The sequence below is a fragment of the Pseudomonas parasichuanensis genome, from assembly GCF_021601385.1.
GTDB classification, from domain to species: Bacteria; Pseudomonadota; Gammaproteobacteria; order Pseudomonadales; family Pseudomonadaceae; genus Aquipseudomonas; species Aquipseudomonas parasichuanensis.
Map to the genome: position 1 here is coordinate 67882 of NZ_BQHO01000026.1, position 21103 is coordinate 88984.

Genomic DNA, 21103 nt, shown 5'->3' on the forward strand with positions numbered 1-21103 from the left:
CACCCCCTGTGCCCGAGCTACCCAATGTGCCAGCGGTGGGCCTGCAACTGTGGCTTGACGACCAGGCACGGGTGCTGCGCCTGGCGGGCCCGTTGCGGACCTTGCTGGCCTTGCCCGGGCGTTCCGCGGCACGGGTGCACGACTACCTGCAGCGCCACAGCTGGCTGGTGCTCGAAGGCGAACCCGGCGACTGGCAGGGGCAGCCGCTGGACCTGGACTTCCACACGGTCATGGGCCAGGCGCTGCATACCCGTGGCTGGTTGCAGCGCCACGGTGAAGCCTGGCTGCTGCAGCTGTTCGATATCGGCGATCTACTGCGCGAGCAGCGCTGGGACCGCCAGCGGCCATTGCTGGTCGAGATTGGCCATGCATTGCGTGAATGCGGCGCCGAGCGCCTGCTGCAGACCACCCGCGAGCAGCTGCAGGCGCTGGCCGAACACTGGCAGGCCGCCTCGCTGCGGCTGATGCTGCGTGAATCGGGCGGTTGGCGCCACTATGCCAGCAACGAGGACCAGTGGCCCTGGCCGGACGACGGCCGCCTGCAGCCTTGGCTGCGGCAGTTGCCGGCGCAGACGTTGATCGAGGTTACCGATGACCCCGAGCTGCTGGCGCGCTGCGGGGGGCTTTCGCTGTTCCTGGTGCCCTACCGCCAAGGGCTGGATGCCCAGGCCTGGCTGTTGTGCGCAGGGGCCACGCAGACGCCCCCGGCCGACATGGCGCTGGCGTTGGCGCGGACCTTGGTCGAGCCGTTGCTGGCGCGTCATCGGCACCAGCAGTTGCAGCGCCAGGCCAGCCACCTCGACGACCTCCAGCAGCAACTGGGGGCGGGCTGGTGGGAGTGGCCGCTGGGCGGCCAGTTGCAACTCGATCCGGCGCTGGCGATGACCCTGGCATTGCCGCGCCAGGTGGGCGAAGGGCAATGGTTGGCGCGCCTGCACCCGGCCGACCGTGAGCCCGCGCAACTGGCGTTGCAGCAGGCGCGTGAGGGGCAGGCGCTGAACCTGAGCCTGCGCCTGGGCGAGGTCGATGGTACCGCTGCGCAGCGCTGGTACCACTGGGTCGGCCAGTTGCAGGGGCAGCAGTTGCGCGGTTTCTTGCTCGACATCAGCGCGCTCAAGACCCAGGAACATCAGGCTGGCACCGCACGGGCACGGCTGGAGAACCTGATCGCCAGTTCGCCTGCGGTGATCTACGTGCAGCGCTACGCCGACGGCGCGCTGCACAGCGAGTTCTTCAGCGCCAGCCTGGCGCCGTTGCTGGGCTGGCCGGCCGACGGTGAACTGGCGCGCCAGCCGGGCCTGGCCGTGCACCCGGATGACCGGCCGCTGTGGCTGGCGCGCACGCGTGACCTGTTGCGCGACGGCCAGGTGCGCTGCCGTTACCGCCTGCGCGACCAGCTTGGCGGCTACCACTGGATGCACGATGAGGCGCGCTTGCTGCGTGACGACCTCGGCCAGCCGCTGGAGGTGGTCGGGCTGTGGCTGGATGTCAGCGAAGCCACCGAGGCCGCTGAACGCACGCGCCAGAGTGAGGAGCGCTACCGCGTGCTGGTGGAAGACTCGCCGGCGATGATCTGCCGCTACCGCCCGGACCTGAGCCTGGTGTTCGGCAACCGGCCTCTGGCCGACTACCTGCACTGCACCCCGGAGCAACTGGTGGGCGCCAACCTGGGCCAGTGGCTGTCTGCCAGCCAGCGCGAGGACTTCCTTCAGCGCTTGCAGGCGCTGACCCCGGCGCAGCCGATGAGCAGCGCGGAAATCTGCCTGCAACTGCCCGGCCGCGAACAGGCCTGGTGGGTATGGGCCGACCGCGGGCTGTTCGATGCCCAGGGCCGCCTGCTGGAGATCCAGGCTGTCGGCCGTGACAACACGGCGGTACGGCGCAGCCAGCAGCAATTGCTGCAGGGGGCGAAGATGGCCACGCTGGGCGAGCTGGCGACCGGGCTGGTGCATGAAATCAACCAGCCGCTCAACGTGATGCGCATGTCGGTTGCCAACGCACTGCAGCGCCTGGAGAACGGCAGCGCCGAGCCTGCGTACATGGAACAGAAACTGCGCCGGATCGAGGCCCAGATCGAGCGCGCCGCGCGGCTGGTGGAGCACATGCGCGTGTATGGCCGGCGTTCGGCGCCCGAGCGTGAGTGCTTCAGCGCCTGGGGCGCGGTGGAGGGTGCCCGCGCCTTGCTGGAGGAGGGGTTGCGCGGCAAGGGCGTGAACCTGTGCGTCGAGGCGCCTGCCGAGCAACCGCAGGTGCTCGGCCATCAGGACCAGCTGGAGCAGGTGTTGATCAACCTGATGGTCAACGCCCGTGACGCCTTGCTCGAACAGCGCCGCGCGCAGCCGTGGATCCGTGTGCGCCAGACCGTGCAGGGCCCACGCCTGTGCCTGCTGGTGGAAGACAACGGCGGCGGCATCGACCCGCACCTGCTCGAGCGGATCTTCGAACCCTTCTTCACCACCAAGCCGGCCGGGGTCGGTACCGGCCTTGGGCTGTCGGTCAGCCATGGCATCGTCAGCCACATGGGCGGCAGCCTGACCGTGGCCAACAGCGACGAGGGGGCATGTTTCCGGGTTGAGTTGCCGCTTCACAGCAGCAACTGAGCGTGCCCGCTGCTGCAACTTAGGTTTGCACCGACCTGGGCGTTGGCCAGGTCGATGCCCAAGGCCTTGAGCAGCACGTTGAGCAAGGGGTCGATCAGTGGGCTGAGCAGGTTTTTGATCAGCGGCTCAAGGATACTTTTCACGGTAGTGAGCGTGCCGGCGACCAGGGTCATCAGATCGCCGAACACATTGCTCACGTCAGGTTTGTAGGCTTCTATCTGAACGCCCGCAATCGTGCTGGTCAGGCTGCCGACCACATCCTGGTTGCTCATGCGCAGGTAGGCCGGCACTTGGTTGAGCTCGGGCGGCGCAGAACTCCCTTCGAACAGCAATGGCGTGGTCGTCGCTTGCATGATCGGGGCATTGGCCTTGAGCCCAAGGCCACCTCCGGCGAATGCGACACGGGTGCACGCGGCGCCCAGAGGGCCGCAGGTCTTGATGCCGATATCAACGAGCGGCAATGGGGTGAGCGCCGTGCTTCCATTCACGAAAAAGCTGTTCGCGTCCTTGTACTTGCCGATGGTCACGATGGCCGCCGCGCTGCGCGTGGTGGCAGTAAGACGCTTGTCTGGTTGGCAGCGGTAGTCGGTCACCCGACTTTCGGCCTTGGCCACCTCGATACCGATGTGCAGTGATGCTTTGTCCGGCACGACTTTCACGTCGACATACTTGCACTGGCTGAGCCCCAGTGCACAGGTCAATGACTGGACGACATCCACCAGGTTCAGATGCAGCAGGCTGTTGAGCACTGAAGTCAGCGGGGCGGCCAGGTTGGTCACGGCATTGACCAGCCCAAGCACGCCATCGAGCAGCGGCAGGTCTAGCGATACTAGGGCCTTCACCTGCGCCGTATGCACTTCGATCACGTCAGTGTCAGGGTTGCCCACTGCCGATACCTGTTCGGGCTGGATCACCTTCATCTGGACCCGGCCATTGACCAGCCCCAGCACGCTGATAGGCAGGTCGACATTGGCGGCGTTCTTGCTCACGGCCAGCTGGATCACCCCCTGAACCAGTTGCAACAACTGAATGCTGCTGTCCAGGCCGGCCTGCGCCGTACCGTTCTGGATGTCGAGAATGTCACCCAGATGAAGTTTGCCGCTGGGTGTGCCGACTGCAACATTGCCAAGGTTGGTGGCGACACCGAGCGTTGAACTGCTCTGTTGCAGGACATGGACGGCGGCGTTCAGTAACTGGGTGAGCGTGGCATCGGTGTTGAGCAACTTGTCGTAATCACCAGCCTTGATATTCAGGTCTATCGCCAGTTGCTCGACATACTTGAGCAGGTTGATCTGGGTATCGGCGATGCCCTGCCAGCCGGCCAGGTTGAGCTGGACGTTACCGCCCAGGCTGGTCAGCAGGGCATTGAGCAAGGTGGAGTGGCGCGAGTCGAGGGTTGCCAGGGTACTGCGAATCCGCAGCATCGCCTGGGGCGCCGCAGCCTTGGCTGCCACGGCACTGGCATGCAGCGTGGTGGTACGCGAGAAGTTGCCATCGATCAGGCTGAACAGGCCGCCGGCAGCACTGGTGGTCACCGGGTTTCTGACTTCGACCTTGATCGCTTCGGGGCGGCTGTTATCGGCGGTGAATACCCGCAGGTTGCCGGTGCTTGTCATCAGGTAGCCACAGCTGGCGATCAATGGATTGTTGACGGAGTGGCCGTTGCGGGTGGCGGCGTTGCGGGCCAGGGTCGAAGCCTGGATGCCGTTGCCCGTGCAGGCGCCACCATGCTCGGCGGCTTCCAGCGCGGCCATGTCGGCGATGCGCTGCAGCTTGCGTTGCTCCAGGTACAGGCGCCCGCTGTCGACGGCGAGCAGCATGAACAGCAGGGCCAGGCCGAGGGTCAGTGCGGCCATCAGGCCGATCGCGCCGCGTTGGCGTATTGCTGGATGGGCAACCACAGGCACTCCTTTGCCGGCCAGTGGCCTGGCAGCACGGCGGCGGTGCAGGGAGTGTAGTCAAGGTGGTGGCACGTTGCCTTGATTGGCAGGCCGCTCCTACAGGGGGCGTGCAGGCCCATCGGGCCGTCACCAACTCAATGGGGTGGGTAGTTGCTCAGCACCTGGGTCACGGTTTTCTGGATCGCTGCGTTGCGCTCCTGAGGGCTGGGCGGGTAGTTGTTCATGATCTGCTCGGCGCTGCCGCGCCAGACCAGCTTGCCGTCGCGGCCATCGAACAGGTCGACCTGGATGGTCGCTACCTTGTAGTCGACGCTGCGGGTCTCGTTATACATGGGGCCGCCCCAGTAGCCCCCCCAATAGCCGCCCCAGGCACCCCCGTAGTTGGTGGTGATCTGCTGCTGGCGGTCCTCGACGATCAGGTAGGCGCGCACTTTTACATCAGCCTTGGCATTGCCCTGCACCGGGCGCAGGCCACGCTGGTCGAGCTGGCCGGCGACGGCCTGGCGGATGCGCTGTTCGGTGAGGTCGCTCTTGATCCGTGGGTCATCCGGCCGGTACTGCAGGCCGGGCTCCTGCCAGGCCCAGCTGCGGTAGGCGGCGAAATCGCGGCTGGCATCGAAATCCTGCTGGACGTTGTTGCTCGCACAGGCACCGAGCAGCAGCGCGAAGGACAGTACAACGAGACGTCGCAACATGATGGTTCTCCGTTAAAACGTTAACTGGGAGGATAGCCGCTCAGTGCCTTGCTCACCGATTCGCGCAGGGCGCTCTCGCGCTCGCGCGGCGAGTCCTTGTCGCTGCCGCTTTCGGCGCTGGCGCTCCACACGGGCTGGCCGTTGCGCGCGTCGAACAGGTCGATGCGCACCACCATCACCTCGACCTGGTAGGTGCGCACGATCGGTACGCTGCCATAGGCGCCGTAGCCGTTGCGGTAGCCGCCGTAGCCGACGCTGCCATACGGGTAGGGCCCGTAGTAGGGGTCGTAGCTGTCGTAGTCGCGCACCTGGCGCAGGCGCCGTTCCAGGCGGATGTCGGCGCTGACCAGCAAGTCTGGCGTGCCACCCCGGGCCGGGCGCAGGCCTTGCTGATCGAGGGCGCTGCTCACCGCGTCGGCCAGTTGGCCCGGTTCGCCGTTGGCCAGGCCCATGGGCTGCTGGTTGTTGCGCCAGCTCCAGCTGCGGTAGCGGCCATAGTCGCGCGGTGGCGTCGGGTAGGCGCTGGCATCGAAGGTGCTGGCGGCCTGGGGTGGGGCCGGTGGGATGGGCTTGCCACTGGCCACGTAGGGGTTGCTGCCTTGGCAGGCGGCCAGGGCGAAGGGCAAGAGGGCCAGGCAGAGCGAGCGGTACGGCATGGTTCCTCCTGGCCGTTGGGGTCAGTGCGGGCGGCAGATCCAGTGCAGGTAGCGGCCGAGCCCGGCGAAACTCGGGTGGCGGCGGTGCGCCAGCTCCATTTCCAGCAGGTCGAGCAGCTCGGCCTTGTCCTGGAACTCCTTGGGCATGTAGTCGTGGAATACGCGCACGCCACTTTCGCTTTCGACCTGCCACAGAGGTTCAAGTTGCGCCCGCAATTGGCGCGGATCAAGTGGTTTTTGCGGGGTGAGGCTCTGCTTTTCACCCGCCAGGCGGTTGCTGCGCAACTTGCGAAAGTGCCCCTTGAGCAGGTTGCGGTACACCAGCGCGTCGCGGTTGTAGAACGCCAGCGACAGCCAGCCGCCGGGGGCGGTCAGCTGGTGCAGGACTGGCAGGATGCTTTCCGGTTCGGCCAGCCATTCCAGCACCGCGTGGCACAGCACCAAATCGTAGGGCTCGGTCAGCTGGCCCAGCAGGTCTTGCCACGGCGCCTGGATGAACGTGGCCTGCACGCCGGCTTCGGCGAAGCGGGTGCGGGCACCTTCGAGCATTGGCTCGGCGGGCTCGGCCAGGGTCAGTTGGTGGCCGCGCTGGGCCAGCCACAGGGCCATGTGACCGAGGCCGGCGCCGATGTCGAGGATGCGCAGCGGGCGGTCGGGCAGGGCGTCGGCCAGGTCGGCCTGGAGCACCGCCAGGCGGATCGCGCCCTTGGCGCCACCGTAGATCTTCTCGGCGAAGCGGGTGGCCAGTTCATCGAAATGACGGTCGTTCATTTGCCGAAGCGCCTCTCGCTGTCAGCCAGCTTGGCCCGTACCACTTCGTTCATGTCCAGGCCCAGCTCGCTGCACAGCAGCAACAGGTAAAGGACGATGTCGCCGACTTCCTGGCCGGCATGGGCGAGCTGTTCGGGGGGCAGCTGGCGTGATTGGTCTTCGCTCAGCCATTGGAAGATTTCCACCAACTCGGCCATTTCCACGCTGGCGGCCATGGCCAGGTTCTTCGGGCTGTGGAAGCCGCGCCAGTCGTTGGTGTCGCGGATCCGGTGCAGGCGTTCGGTCAGTTCTTGCAGGTTCATCGGGGCTCTCCTCGTGGCGCATAGCTTCCGGCGAGGCGCCGTGCAAAGCAAGTGGCAGTGGGGCTGCAGCGCAGCCCCGTGATTCACAGCGAGCGCCAACGCCCGAGCATGTGCAGCAACCCGCCATGCCCATCCAGCCTCAGTTCACCCGTTGGTGCCACCGCACTGGCGCTCAGCATCACTTCCGACGGCAGCCGCACCGGCTTGTGGAAATCCACCTCGAAGCCATAGCCGGCCTTCGGTAGATGGCCCTGCAGCGCCGCCAGCGCCATGGCCTTGCTCCACATACCGTGGGCAATGGCCTTGGGGAAACCGAACAGGCGTGCGCTGGCCGCGCTCAGGTGGATCGGGTTGTAGTCGCCGCACACCCGGGCGTAGCGCCGGCCGATATCGCTGTCGGCGTACCAGCGGGTGGCCTCGGGCAACTCGGCGGGTTCGGGTTCGCTGGCGGGTTGCGCGGTGCCGTCGAGTTTCAGGCCGCGTACCAGCATGCGGCTGGTCTCGCGCCAGAGCAGGCCCAGGCCATCCTCGGCCTCGGTGATCAGGTCGAACGTGCCGCCTTTGTCGTGCGCCTGCAGGTTCTGGGCATGCACCGCGAACCGCAGCCCGTCGATGCCGCCGAGCGGGCGCAGCACTTCGATGCTGTTGTGCAGGTGCACCATGCCCAGCAGCGGGAAGGGGAAGGCGTTGGCGGTCAGCAGTTGCAACTGCAGGGTGAAGGCCAAGACGTGCGGGTAGGTGCCCGGCAGGCGGCCATCGTCGGGGAAGTGACAGAGCCGGCGGTAGGCCGCCAGGTGGTTGGGGTCGACCCGCAGGAAGCAGCGCAAGCCTTGCTCGGGGAGCTGCGTGGCGCTGATCGTGCGTTTGCGCAGGGCGCGCAGGTACAGGTTGGCCCGCGCGTCGGGGTTGTGCAGTTCGTGCCAGGTCAGGGTCATGTCAGGCTCCTATCAGTGCCTGCCCGCAAACGCGCAGGACCTGGCCGTTGACCGCCCCCGAACCCGGCTGGCTGAGCCAGGCGATGGCTTCGGCGACATCCTGCGGCAGCCCACCCTGGCCCAGCGAGCTCAGGCGGCGACCGGCCTCGCGCAGGCCCATGGGCATGGCGGCGGTCATGTGGGTCTCGATGAAACCGGGTGCCACTGCGTTGATGCTGGCGCCGTGTTTGGCCAGTGTCGGTGCCCAGGCCTGGGCAACACCGATCAGCCCGGCCTTGCTCGCCGCGTAGTTGGCCTGGCCGCGGTTGCCGGCGATGCCGCTGACCGAGGCGAGCAGGGTGATGCGTGCGCCGTCGTGCAGCTTGCCGGCCTCGAACAGCGCCTGGGTGAGCACTTGCGGCGCCTTGAGGTTGACCGCCAGCACCGCGTCCCAGTATTCCGGAGTCATGTTGGCGAGGGTCTTGTCGCGGGTGATGCCGGCGTTGTGCACGAGGATATCGAGGCCATCGGGCAGCGCTTCGACCAATTGCGTGGCGGCGTCGGCGGCGCAGATGTCCAGGGCCAGGGCGCGGCCACCCAGGCGCTCGGCGAGGGCGTCGAGGTCCTTTTGCGCCTGGGGCACGTCGAGCAGGGTCACCTCGGCGCCATCGCGGGCCAGGGTTTCGGCGATGGCCGCGCCAATGCCACGGGCGGCGCCGGTGACCAGGGCGCGGCGCCCGGCCAGTGGGCGGGTCCAGTCAGAGACCTCGGCGTTGCAGGCGCCCAGGTGCAGGACCTGGCCGCTGATGAAGGCACTTTTAGGCGAAAGGAAGAAGCGCAGTGCACCCTCCAGCTGGTCTTCGGCATCGGTGCCCACATACAGCAGGTTGGCGGTGGCGCCGTTGCGCAACTCCTTGCCCAGCGAGCGGCTGAACCCTTCGAGGGCGCGCTGGGCCACGCTGGCCTGTGGATCGTCGGTGGCCTGCGGGGGGCGGCCGAGGATCACCACGTGGGCGCAAGGCGCCAGGCTGCGCAGCAGCGGTTGGAAGAATTCGCGCAATTGCTTGAGCTGGTCGCTATCGGCCAGGGCGCTGGCATCGAACACCAGCGCCTTGGGTTTTGGCCCGAGGCCGGCGACCCAGGCCGGCGACTGCAGGGTGTCGTCATTGAAGCTGTAGCATTCGGCGGTCAGGCGCGGGGCAATGCTTTCCACCTGCCTGGCCAGTGGCCCGCCGCCCAGCACCAGGGCACCTTCCACCGGGCGCAGGCGGCCAGGCTGCCAGCGCTCCAGCGGGGCCGGGCGTGGCAGGCCGAGGGCATCGACCAGGCGCCGGCCGAGGTTCGAGTTGGCAAAGCCGAGATAGCGGTCACTCATGTACGGATCTCCCTGAAGGCAAGCCTGCAAGTGTGGACCATGTTTGTGGCAGGGGCGTTCGACCGGGCGAAAAGAACTACGCTTACGGATCAATTTGCATCGGAGGTACAGGCATGCGTTCAACTCGCCGGGTCGCGATCCTGGGTGGTAACCGGATTCCCTTTGCCCGCTCCAATGGCGCCTACGCCCGGGCCAGCAACCAGGCGATGCTGACGGCGGCGCTGGAGGGCCTGATCGAGCGTTACCGCCTGCACGGGCTGTGCCTGGGTGAGGTGGCGGCGGGGGCGGTGCTCAAGCATTCCCACGACATGAACCTGACCCGCGAATGCGTGCTCGGCTCGCGCCTGTCGCCGTGCACCCCGGCCTACGATATCCAGCAGGCCTGCGGCACGGGGCTGGAGGCCGCGCTGCTGGTGGCCAACAAGATTGCCCTGGGGCAGATCGACAGTGGCATCGCCGGCGGCGTCGACACCACCTCCGATGCGCCGATCGCGGTCAACGAGGGCCTGCGCCAGATCCTCCTGCAGGCCCACCGTGGCCGCACCCTGGGCGAACGCCTCAAGCCCTTCCTGAAGTTGCGCCCACGGCACTTGAAACCCGCGTTGCCGCGCAACGGTGAGCCGCGCACCGGGCTGTCCATGGGCGAGCATTGCGAGCGCATGGCGCATACCTGGCACATCGAACGGGCCGCGCAGGATGAGCTGGCGCTGCTCAGCCACCAGCACCTGGCCGCCGCCTACGCTGAAGGCTGGCACGACGACCTGTTGACGCCCTACCTGGGCCTGACCCGCGACAACAACCTGCGCCCCGACCTCACCCTGGAACAGCTGGGCAGGCTCGAGCCGGTGTTCGACCGCAGTGGCCAGGGCAGCCTGACGCCTGGCAATTCCACGCCGTTGACCGATGGCGCCTCGCTGGTACTGCTGGGCAGTGATGACTGGGCCCAGGCCCATGGCCTGGACGTGCTGGCGTACCTGGTCGATGGCGAGAACGCCGCCGTCGATTTCGTCCACGGCCAGGAGGGCCTGCTGATGGCGCCGGTGTATGCGGTGCCACGGCTGCTGGCGCGCAACGGCCTGACCTTGCAGGACTTCGACTACTACGAGATCCATGAAGCCTTCGCCGCCCAGGTGTTGTGCACCCTCAAGGCCTGGGAAGATGCCGAGTACTGCCGTACGCGCCTGGGGCTGGATGCGCCGCTGGGGGCCATCGACCGCAGCAAGCTCAATGTGAAGGGCAGCTCGCTGGCGGCCGGGCATCCATTTGCGGCGACCGGTGGGCGCATCCTGGCCAACATGGCCAAGCTGTTGGCCGGGCGCGGTAAAGGGCGCGGGCTGATCTCGATCTGCGCGGCGGGCGGGCAGGGGGTGACGGCCATCGTCGAGCGCTAAGCCGGCGCGGGGCTGTTAGTCTTGTCCGATCAGAAACAACAGGCCCCGCCATGCCGACCGTCGGACAGACCCCCGCCCCGCGCACCATCCCCGCCCTGGACCATCTGCCCAGGCCACTCTACGCCCGTGCCGAAAGCCTCGGCGCCGGCTCCTGGACCACGCGCCACCAGCACGACTGGGTGCAGTTCTCCTATGCCATCAGCGGCGTGTTGGGCGTCTACACCCGCGATGGCAGCTACTTCGCCCCGCCGCAGTGGGGGGTGTGGATACCGGCGGGGGCCGAGCATGAGGTGGTGACTTCGATGCAGGCCGAGATGCGCAGCCTCTACGTGCGCCGCGATGCCTGCCCCTGGGCCCCGGAGGAGTGCCGGGTGCTGGAGGTGACGCCGCTGGCGCGGGAGCTGATCAAGCAGTTCTGTACCTTTGCCGTGGACTACCCCGAAGGGGACAGCGCCGAGGCACGCTTGGTGGCGGTGCTGCTCGATCAGTTGCGGCACTTGCCGCAAGTGGCGTTCTCCCTGCCGTTACCTCGTCACCCCGGCCTGCTGGCGCTGTGCAACGGCTTGATCGCCGCGCCCGACCAGGTGCAGACGTTGCAGCAGTGGGCCGTGCAGCTGGGGGTGTCGGAGAAGACTTTGATGCGTTTGTTCCAGCGCGAGACGGGGTTGAGCTTTCGTAACTGGCGCCAGCGCATGCGCCTGTTGTCGTCGCTGGCGCTGCTGGAGGCGGGGGAGAGTGTGACGGACGCGGCGTTGGGCTGTGGCTATGACTCCACGTCGGCCTTTATTGCGGCGTTCAAGCAGTTGTTTGGGGCGACGCCGGGGGAGTTGAGGCTTTGAGTTAATCGCGGGGCTCGCATGGGCCCTGTAGGAGCGGCCTCGTGCCGCGAAAGGGTCGCAAGCGGCCTCAGGATCTGTGGTTTCCCACAAGATCGCCGGGGCTGCTGTGCAGCCCTTTCGCGGCACAAGGCCGCTCCTAGAGAAAAGCCGCGCAAGACAGTTGCTCCGCAGGGCGCTGGCTTGCCGGCGATGAGGGGGGGCAGGTGCGGAAGCGCCGCACCAGGGCATCCAGCTCGTTGGACAGCCCGGCCAGGCTTTCGGAGTCCTGGCGGGCGGCCTGGGCCAGCTCGGCCACCAGCTGCGCATCGCCATGGATCTGGCTGATGTGCCGGTTGATGTCCTCGGCCACCTGGTGCTGCTCCTCGGCGGCGGTGGCGATCTGGGTGTTCATGTCGCGGATCACGTCCACCGATTCGCGGATCTGGCCAAAGCTGTCGCGGGCCAGGCCAATGCGGCTGACCGACTGCTGCGACACCTCGATGCTGGCGTGCATCTGTTCGGCCACTTCGGCGGTGCGGCTGGCCAGGTTGCCCAGCAGGCCGTCGATTTCGGCGGTGGAGTCGGCGGTGCGCTTGGCCAGGGCGCGGACTTCGTCGGCGACCACGGCAAAACCACGGCCTTGTTCTCCGGCGCGGGCGGCCTCGATGGCAGCGTTGAGCGCCAACAGGTTGGTCTGCTCGGCGATCGAGCGGATGGTGCCGAGGATCGACTGAATGGCATTGCTGTCGCGCTCCAGCTGCTGGATCGACTGCGCCGACTGCTCGATCTCCTGGCTCAGGCGGTCGACGCTCTGTACCGCGGCGTCGATCTGCTGCTGGCCTTCGCGGGCCTGTTGCTGGCCGCTGTCGGCGGACTGTGCGGCCTGGCTGCACGAGCGCGCGACTTCGTTGGCCGTGGCGACCATTTCGTGGAAGGCGGTCGAGACCATGTCCACCGCTTCGCGCTGGCGCCCGGCAGCTTCGGTCATGTCGGCGGAGACCCGGGTCGAACTGCTGGAGGTGCTGAGGATCTTGCTGGCCGCCGTGCCGATGTGCTGGATCAGGCTGCGGATGGCGCCCAGGAACTGGTTGAACCAGCTGGCCAGCTGCGCGGTTTCGTCGCGGCCGCGAATTTCCAGGTTGCGGGTCAGGTCGCCTTCGCCCTGGGCGATGTCTTCCAGGCCATGGGTGACGCTGTTGATCGGGCGCACGATGAGCTTGGCGAAGGCCGCGCCGACCACCGCGAACACGGCGGCGAGGATCAGCGCCACGGCGCCGATCAGCCAGGTCAGGCGGGTGGTGGTCTGCATTACTTCGCTCTCGTGGATCAGGCCGATGAAGGTCCAGCCCAGTCGCTCGTCGGGATAGACGTTGGCCATGAAGCGCTCGCCGTTGATCTCGACCTCGACCAGACCTTTACCGGCCTTGGCCAGGTCGGCGTAGCCATCGCCAAAGCTGGAAAGCTGCTTGAAGTTGTGGCTGGCGTCGCGGGGGTCGACCATCACGTTGCCGTTGTTTTCCATCAGGATCAGGTAACCGCTTTCCCCCAGCTTGATCTGCTTGACGATCTCGGTCAGGCCCTTGAGCGATACGTCGATGTTGACCACGCCGCCCGGGTTGCCCAGTTGGTTGGCCACGGCGCGCACGGTGCTGACCAGCACGGCGTCGTCACCGGCCCAATAGTAAGGCGCGGTACGCAGGGTTTTGCCGGGGTTGGCCATGGCGGCCTGGTACCAGGGGCGGGTGCGCGGGTCGTAGTTGGCCATTTTCGGATCGCCCGGCCAGAACGCATAGCCACCGTCCTTCAGCCCATAGGACACATAGGCGTAGTCCGGGTGGCTCTGGGCCAGGCGGCTGAACAGGTCGAACAGGACCTTGTCCTGCTCGCCGGGGGCAATGTTGGCGGCATCGGCGCTGATGTGCTTTTTCACGTTGTCGGCGCTGGCGGCCACCAACGGCTGCGCGGCGAGGTAGTCGACGTTCTGGGTGATGCCCTGGAAGAACAGGTTCATGGCGTTGCCGACCTGGCGGATTTCCCGGCTGCTGTTGTCGAGGAAATCGTCGCGGGCTTCACCGCGCAGGTTGACCACCACCAGGGTGGCGACGATGACGATGGGCAGGCCGGCAATGACGGCGAACGCCCAGGTCAGTTTTTGCTTGATGTTCATCCACGCTCCCAGATTATTTTTTTCGATACACGAGGCAGGTACTCAGGGCATCGGCAGCATCTGGGTTTCTTGAAGGAAAAATCCCGTATTTATTGGATGAAACGGGTGTTTGAGGGGGAATCGGTCGGGGTTGGCTAATATGGCATACCAGCTTGCGCCGCACGCTGTAGGAGCGGCCTTGTGCCGCGAAAGGGCCACAGCGTGGCCCCTGATCTTCGATAACGCCAGAATCGCCGGGGCTGCTACGCAGCCCTTTCCGGCCGGTCCGGCGCCCCGGCAAGGCCGCTCCTACAGACGGCTGCATTGAAATCAGTGACAGCACCCACCGCCATTGGCCAGGTCCTTGAGGATCGGGCAATCCGGGCGGTCGTCGCCCTGGCAGTGGGCGACCAGCTCACCGAGGGTATCGCGCAGGCTCACCAGCTCTTCGATACGCCGGTTGAGCGCCTCGATGTGCTGGGTGGCCAGCGCCTTCACGTCGGCGCTGGCCCGCTGGCGGTCCTGCCACAGGGTCAACAGTTTTGCCACTTCATCCAGCGAGAAGCCCAGGTCACGCGAGCGCTTGATGAACGCCAGGCTGTGCAGGTCTTCCGGGCCGTACAGGCGGTAGCCGCTGTCGCTGCGCGTGGCCGGGCGCAGCAGGCCGATGGACTCGTAGTAGCGGATCATCTTGGCGCTGAGCCCGCTGTGGCGGGCGGCCTGGCCGATGTTCATGACGCCTCCTGGTCGGTGCCGGTGGGTTTCCAGGTTTTCAGCCACAGGGCGTTGCTCACCACGCTGACGCTGGACAGGGCCATGGCGGCGCCGGCCAGCACCGGGTTGAGGTAGCCGAAGGCGGCCAGGGGGATGCCGACCAGGTTGTAGATGAAGGCCCAGAACAGGTTCTGGCGGATCTTGGCGTAGGTCTTGCGGCTGATCTCCAGCGCGGCCGGCACCAGGCGTGGGTCGCCGCGCATCAGGGTGATGCCGGCGGCCTGCATGGCCACGTCGGTACCGCCGCCCATGGCGATGCCAATGTCGGCGGCGGCCAGCGCAGGGGCGTCGTTGATGCCGTCGCCGACCATGGCCACCACGCCATCCTGCTTGAGTTTGGCAACGGTGGCGGCCTTGTCGGCCGGCAACACTTCGGCGTGCACATCGTCGATGCCCAGGGCGTCGGCGACGACCTTGGCGCTGCCACGGTTGTCGCCGGTCAGCAGGTGGCTGCTGATGCCGCGGGCGTGCAGGGCGTCGATGGCCGGGGCTGCGCCGGGCTTGAGGCTGTCGCCGAAGGCGAACAGGCCCAGCACGCGGGGTTGGCTGCCCCGTTCGATCAACCAGGACAGGGTGCGGCCCTCGGCCTCCCAGGCCTGGGCATTGGCCGCCAGCCCACCGGGCAGCAGCTGGCTTTCGTCGAGCAGGCGGCGGTTGCCCAGCGCCAGGTCGCGACCGTTCACCAGGCCGGCGATGCCACGGCCGGTGAGGGACTGGCTGTCATTCACCTGCGGAACATCCAGGCCTTGCTCGGCGCAGGCGTCGAGTACCGCTTTGGCCAGGGGGTGTTCACTGCCGCGTTGCAAGGCCCCGGCCAGGCGCAGCAACTCGCCCTTGTCGCCACTGGCTGCCTGGCTGTGGACAATGCGCGGGCTGCCGGAGGTGAGAGTGCCGGTCTTGTCGAAGACCACGCGGTTGACCGCATGGGCGCGCTCCAGCGCTTCGGCGTCCTTGATCAGGATGCCGTGGCGGGCGGCGACACCGGTGCCGGCCATGATCGCGGCGGGCGTGGCCAGGCCGAGGGCGCAGGGGCAGGCGATCACCAGCACGGCAACAGCGTTGATCAGCGCGGTTTCCAGCGGTGCGCCGGCCAGCCACCAGCCCACCAGGGTGAGCAGCGCCAGCACCAGCACGGCGGGGACGAACACCTGGCTGACCCGGTCGACCAGTTTCTGGATCGGTGCCTTGGCCGCCTGGGCATCCTCGACCAGGCGAATGATGCGCGCCAGCACGGTTTCGGTACCCAGTGCGCGGGTCTGTACCAGCAGCCGGCCCTCGCCGTTGATGGCGCCGCCGGTGACCGCGTCGCCGGGCTGTTTTGGCACAGGCAGGCTTTCGCCACTGATCAGTGCTTCGTCGGCATGGCTACTGCCTTCGAGCACTTCGCCGTCGACCGGGAAGCGCTCGCCGGGTTTGACCAGCACCAGGTCGCCGAGGCGCAACTGGCTGATCGCCACGTCTTCTTCATGGCCATCGACCACCCGCACCGCCCGCTCCGGGCGCAGTGCTTCGAGGGCGCGGATGGCGCTGGCGGTCTGGCGTTTGGCGCGGCTTTCCAGGTACTTGCCGAGCAGTACCAGGGCAATCACCACCGCCGAGGCTTCGAAATACAGGTGCGGCTCCATGCCGGCATGGGCATTGGCCCATTGGTACAGGCTCAGGCCGTAGCCGGCGCTGGTGCCCAGGGCGACCAGCAGGTCCATGTTGCCGGCCCCGGCGCGCACGGCCTTCCAGGCGGCGACGTAGAAGCGCGCGCCGAGGATGAACTGCACCGGTGTGGCCAGCAGGAACTGCGCCCAGGCCGGCAGCATCCAGTGCAGGCCGAACGGCTGTACCAGCATCGGCAGCACCAGTGGCAGCGCCAGCAGCAGGGCGGCACCGACGGCCAGGCGTTCGTTGCGCAGGCGGCGTTGTGCCTGGGCCAGGTCATCGTCTGCGGTGCGTGGCAGGGTGGCGCTGTAGCCGGCTTTTTCGACCGCCGCGATCAGCGCGGTGTCATCGACGGCCTGCAGCACTTCGAGGTGGGCACGTTCGCTGGCCAGGTTGACGCTGATCTGCTCGACCCCCGGCACTTTGCCGAGGGCACGCTCGACACGGCCGGCGCAACTGGCGCAGGTCATGCCGCCGATCTGCAGTTCGAGGGTGCGGGTGGGTACGCTGTAGCCGGCCTCGCGCACGGCGTTGACCAGCGCCGGCAGGCTGTCGGCCGGGGCCTGGACCCGGGCCTGTTCGGTGGCGAGGTTGACACTGACCTGTGCTGCGCCGGTGACCTTGCGCAGGGCGCGCTCGACCCGACCTGCGCAACTGGCGCAGGTCATGCCGGCGATCGGCAGGTCGAAGGTGGTGGATGCGGGCATGGCTCTTTCCTCCGTGGACAAGCCAGCAGCATCAACCTTGCCATGCTGGCAAGGTCAATAGCCCAGGCTGGCTCGCTTGAGCACCAGGCCACTGTGCCCCATGGCAATGCGGTATTTGTTGATCTGGCCCGCCTGTAATGTCAGGCGCGTGCTGCGTTGGTCCTCGATACCGGGGGCGCAACCGGGGCTCTGCCCGGGCAGCAGGCGCAGGCGCACATCGACCGGGCCGGCGGGCAGGTTGAAGGAGGTCGACTGCTCCTGGAACACCCGGCCGGACAACTGATCGTTGAGGTAGATGCCGATCTCGCAATTGGTGGCCACTTCCAGGCGCTCCCGGGAAATGATCAGCACGCTGTAGTCTGAATTGCCCTCGGCGCTGGCCGGTGGCACCGTGGCCAGCGCGCCCAGCAATCCGGCGAGTGTCAGTGCGGTCCTGATCATGAAGAATCTCCTGCTGGCAAAAACGTCAAAGGCGCAGCTTGGCCGAGCCGCGCGTAGATTTCCAGCCCGGCCGTTGCAGCCGGAACTTGACCTTGCCCCGAGGGCAAGGCTGAGACTGCGAAAAACCCTGAAGGAGGCAACCTCGATGCAAGTGTTCAATGTACAAGGCATGACCTGCGGCCATTGTGTGAAGGGCGTAACCCGGGCGGTGCAGGAGCATGACCCAGAGGCGCGGGTGGAGGTGGACCTGGCGGCGCGGCAGGTGCGGGTGGAGAGTGCACTGGCTGCCGAGCGAATCGTCGCGGCGATTCGTGAAGAAGGCTACCAGGCTGAGGTGGCCTGACGGCTGCGAGGGGGCGCCCGGCGCCCCCAATTATTACAAAGGTTTTCAGCGAAGGATCATCCACAGCGGTTAGACTAACGCACTTGCTTAGCCTGCTATGGATTCTTCATGAACCTGCGAACCTTGCTGATCCTCGGCGCCCTTAGTGCGTTCGGGCCTTTGGCGATCGACTTCTATCTGCCAGCCTTCCCGGCCATGGCACATGCTTTCGCCACCGACGAAAAGCACGTGCAGGCCACCCTGGCCGCCTATTTCCTCGGCCTTTCGCTGGGCCAGTTGGCCTACGGCCCGGTGGCCGACCGCTTTGGCCGACGCATACCCCTGTTGTTCGGGGTCGGCCTGTTCACCCTGGCGTCGCTGGCCTGTGCCTACGCGCCCACGCTCGACAGCCTGATCGTGGCGCGTTTCGTCCAGGCGCTGGGTGGCTGCGCCGGCATGGTGCTGTCGCGGGCGATCGTCAGTGACAAGTGCGATGCGGTGGCATCGGCCAAGGTGTTCTCGCAGTTGATGCTGGTGATGGGGCTCGCGCCGATCCTGGCGCCACTGCTCGGTGGCGTGCTGGTGAACGTGGCCGGCTGGCAGTCAATCTTCCTTGCCTTGAGCCTGTTCAGCGGCGTATGCCTGCTGGCCGTTGGCCTGGGCTTGCCGGAAAGCCTGCCGGCGCATGTGCCGCGCCAGCCGCTGTCCGGCGCCTTGCGCCAATACCTGCGGTTACTGGCTGACCGGGCGTTCGTTGGCCATGCGCTGACTGGTGGCATCGCGATTGCCGGGATGTTCGCCTATATCGCCGGTTCGCCGTTCGTTTTCATCAAACTGTACGGCGTACCGCCGGAGCACTATGGCTGGCTGTTCGGCAGCAACGCCGCAGGGTTCATCCTGATGGCCCAGGTCAACGCCCGTTTGTTGGCCAAGCGTGGCCCGGCCTTCCTGCTGGCCCGTGCGGTCTGGTTGTACCTGGCGGCTGCCTTGGTCCTGCTGGCGGTGGCGGCACTGCGCCCGAATGCCTTGTGGCCACTGCTGGTGCCGCTGTTCGTGTGTATTGCCAGCCTGGGATGCATCATCCCCAACGCCTCGGCCTGCGCCATGAGCGGGCAAGGCGCGCGGGCCGGGAGTGCTTCGGCGTTGATGGGTTGCCTGCAGTTCAGCGTCGCCGCCGGGGCGGCAGCGTTGGTCGGTTTGCTGCACGACGGCAGCGCGGTGCCCATGGCATTGGTGATCAGCCTGTGCGGCGCGCTGGTGGTCAGTGTCGCAGTGCTGACCCGGCGCTTGCAGGCCAGGCGCTCGGCGTGAGCGGGTGGGGGGCATTGAGCCGCGTTTCCAGCAGCGCGACGAAGGCACGCGCTTCGCTTTCGCTGCGAAAGCTCACGACGTGCTGATCGAGCTGGACCTGCCACGGGCAATTGGGGTTTCGGTTCGACGTACAGACGACAATCTTCATGGCGATTCACCTCCAGTGAGCGAGCGCCGATGAAGTTTAGCGCCGCACTAGGCGCTCGCCATGACCGACATCAGTACTCGGACTGACGGTCATGGCGGGCAAAAGGCGGGAAGCTTTCTGGTTTGATACCTGAAACTGATGTAGGGCGCTGTCGGTAATGTCGCTCGGTGCGACCGGTGCGGATGGCCGTTGCAGGCTTTGGGCGCTGTTTCGCGGGGCGAAGGCCTTGCCGGGTGTCCGACGACGGACATGCCAGCCAGGTGCCCCCCCTCACGCCTGCGCTCGGTCACTGGCAAGGCGCCTGTTTTCATGCGGCTTATACTGCTCCCGGCAGCCATTGCCAGCCAGAGATACTTCCCTGCCAGTAGGGCGCGTCAGCGCATCAGGGATGCGCCGGGGGTATCGCAGCATTCGCCGATCACTCATCGACACCCTCGCCAGGGCCTCTGGGATGAGACGTGGCGGGTTCGCTCTGGCTGTTCAGACGAGAACTTACAGGGAGCTTCAGGTTCATGAACGCAGTCCACAGCATCAGCCAGGCCGCCGGCCTGATGGCAGACCCCAAGCGCAGCGCCATGTTATGGGCGTTGATCGATGGTACTCCGCGTGCGGCGGACGAGTTGGCGAGCATGACCCGGCTGAGCGCCTCTTCTGCCTGTTCACACCTGACCCTGCTGGCCGCCGCGGGCTTGCTGCGGCTGGAGATTCGCGGGCGCAAACGCTTCTACCGTCTTGCCACCCCGCAAGTGGTTGCAGCGGTGGAGGCGTTGGCCAGCGTGCAGTTCGAGAGCCGTGCGGGGGGGCAGGCCGGCATGTCGTTGCAGATACCTTTGCCCATGCGCAAGGCGCGCCTGTGCCGCGATCACCTGGGCGGCGAAGTGGTCGCCGAGTTGTACCAGCGCCTGCTTGCCGCCGGCTGGCTGGAGGGCAGCGAGCAGCACATGTTCGTGAGCCAGGAGGGGCGGCTGCGGTTGGAGGCGATGGGGCTCTACATCGATGCATTGGCGCCGGGGCAGCCACGTGATTGCGTGATCTGCCATTGCAGCGAATGGAGTGATCAGGGCCCGCATCTTGGCGGCAGCCTGGGGCAGGCCCTGCTCAAGCTGTTCGTGCAGTCGGGCTGGGTGCGTGAGCAGGAAGGCAGCCGGGCGGTGCATATCACCCCGCTGGGCCTTCAGCAGATCAACGGCATTGCCAGCCTGCCTGCCCGGCAGGTGGGTTAGCGTACCAGGCGGGCGTCCAGGCTGTTCTGCGCCAGGCGGCGAGCCTGGTCCTCGGTCATGCCCAGGTGCTGGTGCAGGGCGTGGAAGTTTTCGGTGACGTAGCCACCGAAATAGGCCGGATCATCGGAGTTGACCGTGACTTTCACACCGCGCTCGAGCATGTCGAGGATGTTGTGCTGGCTCATGTGGTCGAACACGCACAGCTTGGTGTTGGACAGCGGGCAGACGGTCAGCGGGATTTGCTCGTCGATGATCCGCTGCATCAGGCGCTCGTCTTCGATGGCGCGCACGCCATGGTCGATGCGCTTGATCTTGAGCAGGTCGAGGGCTTCCCAGATGTACTCGGGCGGGCCTTCCTCGCCGGCATGGGCCACGGCCACGAAGCCTTCGCTGCGAGCGCGGTCGAACACCCGCTGGAACTTGCTCGGTGGGTGGCCTTTCTCCGAACTGTCCAGGCCGACGGCGATGAAGGCATCGCGGAAGGGCAGGGCCATGTCGAGGGTCTTTTGCGCTTCGTCTTCGCTCAGGTGGCGCAGGAAACTGAGGATCAGGCCACTGCCGATACCCAGCTGTTCGCGGCCATCCTTGAGCGCCTGGTCGATGCCGCGCAGCACCACTTCGAAGGGGATGCCGCGGTCGGTGTGGGTCTGCGGGTCGAAGAACGGTTCGGTGTGGATAACGTTCTGCGCCTTGCAGCGTTGCAGGTAGGCCCAGGTCAGGTCATAGAAGTCCTGCTCGGTGCGCAGTACGTCGGCGCCCTGGTAATAGAGGTCGAGGAATTCCTGCAGGTTGTTGAAGGCGTAGGCGCTGCGCAGGGTTTCCACATCGGCCCAGGGCAGGGTGATTTTGTTGCGTTCAGCCAGGGCGAACAGCAGTTCGGGCTCCAGCGAGCCCTCCAGGTGCATGTGCAGTTCCGCCTTGGGAAGGGCGTTCAGCCAGTCATACATGTGTGCAATCT

General features: G+C 66.6%; 19 protein-coding genes and 1 pseudogene. 6 read left to right on the top strand and 14 right to left on the bottom strand.

Going from position 1 to position 21103, the window contains the following annotated elements; translation table 11 throughout:
* The first annotated feature begins 8 nt into the window (after positions 1–8).
* The gene (locus tag L6D77_RS19540) at positions 9–2600 is read left to right on the top strand and encodes a PAS domain-containing sensor histidine kinase (protein ID WP_236170113.1); all 2592 of its coding nucleotides are present in this window, start codon (positions 9–11) and stop codon (positions 2598–2600) included.
* Here L6D77_RS19540 and L6D77_RS19545 read toward each other — a convergent pair.
* The 7 genes from L6D77_RS19545 to L6D77_RS19575 all read right to left on the bottom strand — a co-directional run bounded on the left by L6D77_RS19545 (position 2585) and on the right by L6D77_RS19575 (position 9214).
* Positions 2585–4501, bottom strand: a complete 1917-nt coding sequence (locus tag L6D77_RS19545) for a pilus assembly protein TadG-related protein (protein WP_232884623.1) — start codon at positions 4499–4501, stop codon at positions 2585–2587. The genes L6D77_RS19540 and L6D77_RS19545 overlap by 16 nt on opposite strands.
* A 134-nt stretch (positions 4502–4635) precedes the next feature.
* Complete coding sequence (locus L6D77_RS19550) at positions 4636–5196, bottom strand: DUF4136 domain-containing protein (protein ID WP_232884622.1); 561 nt, start codon at positions 5194–5196, stop codon at positions 4636–4638.
* 20 nt (positions 5197–5216) lie between these two features.
* Positions 5217–5852 carry a DUF4136 domain-containing protein gene (locus tag L6D77_RS19555; RefSeq protein ID WP_232884621.1) on the bottom strand — a complete coding sequence of 212 codons (636 nt, stop codon included), beginning with the start codon at positions 5850–5852 and terminating at the stop codon, positions 5217–5219.
* A 21-nt stretch (positions 5853–5873) separates the two neighbouring features.
* Positions 5874–6623 carry a methyltransferase domain-containing protein gene (locus tag L6D77_RS19560; RefSeq protein WP_125465668.1) on the bottom strand — a complete coding sequence of 250 codons (750 nt, stop codon included), beginning with the start codon at positions 6621–6623 and terminating at the stop codon, positions 5874–5876.
* Positions 6620–6925, bottom strand: coding sequence for a MazG-like family protein (locus tag L6D77_RS19565; protein WP_110992909.1), 306 nt, complete (start codon positions 6923–6925; stop codon positions 6620–6622). The genes L6D77_RS19560 and L6D77_RS19565 overlap by 4 nt, the downstream gene beginning before the upstream one ends.
* Before the next feature lie 83 nt (positions 6926–7008).
* On the bottom strand, positions 7009–7860 hold the full coding sequence (locus L6D77_RS19570) for a MaoC family dehydratase (RefSeq protein ID WP_232884620.1): 852 nt from the start codon (positions 7858–7860) through the stop codon (positions 7009–7011).
* A gap of 1 nt (position 7861) precedes the next feature.
* Positions 7862–9214, bottom strand: a complete 1353-nt coding sequence (locus L6D77_RS19575) for a 3-oxoacyl-ACP reductase (RefSeq protein WP_232884619.1) — start codon at positions 9212–9214, stop codon at positions 7862–7864.
* A 113-nt stretch (positions 9215–9327) separates the two neighbouring features.
* Here L6D77_RS19575 and L6D77_RS19580 point away from each other — a divergent pair, with 113 nt between their 5' ends.
* Both L6D77_RS19580 and L6D77_RS19585 read left to right on the top strand, forming a co-directional pair.
* Positions 9328–10605, top strand: a complete 1278-nt coding sequence (locus L6D77_RS19580; RefSeq protein ID WP_232884618.1) for an acetyl-CoA C-acetyltransferase — start codon at positions 9328–9330, stop codon at positions 10603–10605.
* A 50-nt stretch (positions 10606–10655) separates the two neighbouring features.
* The gene (locus L6D77_RS19585) at positions 10656–11444 is read left to right on the top strand and encodes an AraC family transcriptional regulator (protein WP_232884617.1); all 789 of its coding nucleotides are present in this window, start codon (positions 10656–10658) and stop codon (positions 11442–11444) included.
* Positions 11445–11580: 136 nt separating this feature from the next.
* On the opposite strand, the gene L6D77_RS27555 is transcribed toward L6D77_RS19585, so the two are convergent.
* The 5 genes and pseudogenes from L6D77_RS27555 to L6D77_RS19605 form a co-directional block, all read right to left on the bottom strand.
* On the bottom strand, positions 11581–12411 hold the full coding sequence (locus L6D77_RS27555; RefSeq protein ID WP_373870604.1) for a methyl-accepting chemotaxis protein: 831 nt from the start codon (positions 12409–12411) through the stop codon (positions 11581–11583).
* 90 nt (positions 12412–12501) lie between these two features.
* Positions 12502–13590: pseudogene (locus tag L6D77_RS27560) on the bottom strand (HAMP domain-containing protein); the annotation flags it as partial.
* Between the two features lie 309 nt (positions 13591–13899).
* The gene (gene cueR, locus L6D77_RS19595; RefSeq protein ID WP_232884616.1) at positions 13900–14304 is read right to left on the bottom strand and encodes a Cu(I)-responsive transcriptional regulator; all 405 of its coding nucleotides are present in this window, start codon (positions 14302–14304) and stop codon (positions 13900–13902) included.
* Positions 14301–16700, bottom strand: a complete 2400-nt coding sequence (locus L6D77_RS19600) for a heavy metal translocating P-type ATPase (protein WP_232884615.1) — start codon at positions 16698–16700, stop codon at positions 14301–14303. Before L6D77_RS19600 ends, cueR begins: the two co-directional genes overlap by 4 nt.
* A gap of 54 nt (positions 16701–16754) precedes the next feature.
* Complete coding sequence (locus L6D77_RS19605; protein WP_232884614.1) at positions 16755–17141, bottom strand: hypothetical protein; 387 nt, start codon at positions 17139–17141, stop codon at positions 16755–16757.
* 145 nt (positions 17142–17286) lie between these two features.
* Between L6D77_RS19605 and L6D77_RS19610 the strand changes: the two genes are divergently transcribed.
* Positions 17287–17484: a heavy-metal-associated domain-containing protein gene (locus L6D77_RS19610; protein ID WP_232884613.1), complete on the top strand. Its 198-nt coding sequence runs from the start codon at positions 17287–17289 to the stop codon at positions 17482–17484.
* Positions 17485–17592: 108 nt separating this feature from the next.
* A complete protein-coding gene (locus L6D77_RS19615) occupies positions 17593–18774 on the top strand; it encodes a multidrug effflux MFS transporter (protein ID WP_232884612.1) in 1182 nt (393 codons plus the stop codon).
* Here the strand turns inward: L6D77_RS19615 and L6D77_RS19620 are convergent.
* A complete protein-coding gene (locus tag L6D77_RS19620; protein WP_232884611.1) occupies positions 18725–18922 on the bottom strand; it encodes a hypothetical protein in 198 nt (65 codons plus the stop codon). The two genes, L6D77_RS19615 and L6D77_RS19620, sit on opposite strands and share 50 nt — an antisense overlap.
* Positions 18923–19434: 512 nt before the next feature.
* Here L6D77_RS19620 and L6D77_RS19625 point away from each other — a divergent pair.
* A complete protein-coding gene (locus L6D77_RS19625; RefSeq protein ID WP_232884610.1) occupies positions 19435–20145 on the top strand; it encodes an ArsR/SmtB family transcription factor in 711 nt (236 codons plus the stop codon).
* On the opposite strand, the gene L6D77_RS19630 is transcribed toward L6D77_RS19625, so the two are convergent.
* Entirely contained in the window at positions 20142–21092 is a 951-nt protein-coding gene (locus tag L6D77_RS19630; RefSeq protein WP_232884609.1) for an adenosine deaminase, read from the bottom strand. The genes L6D77_RS19625 and L6D77_RS19630 overlap by 4 nt on opposite strands.
* Positions 21093–21103: the final 11 nt, after the last annotated feature.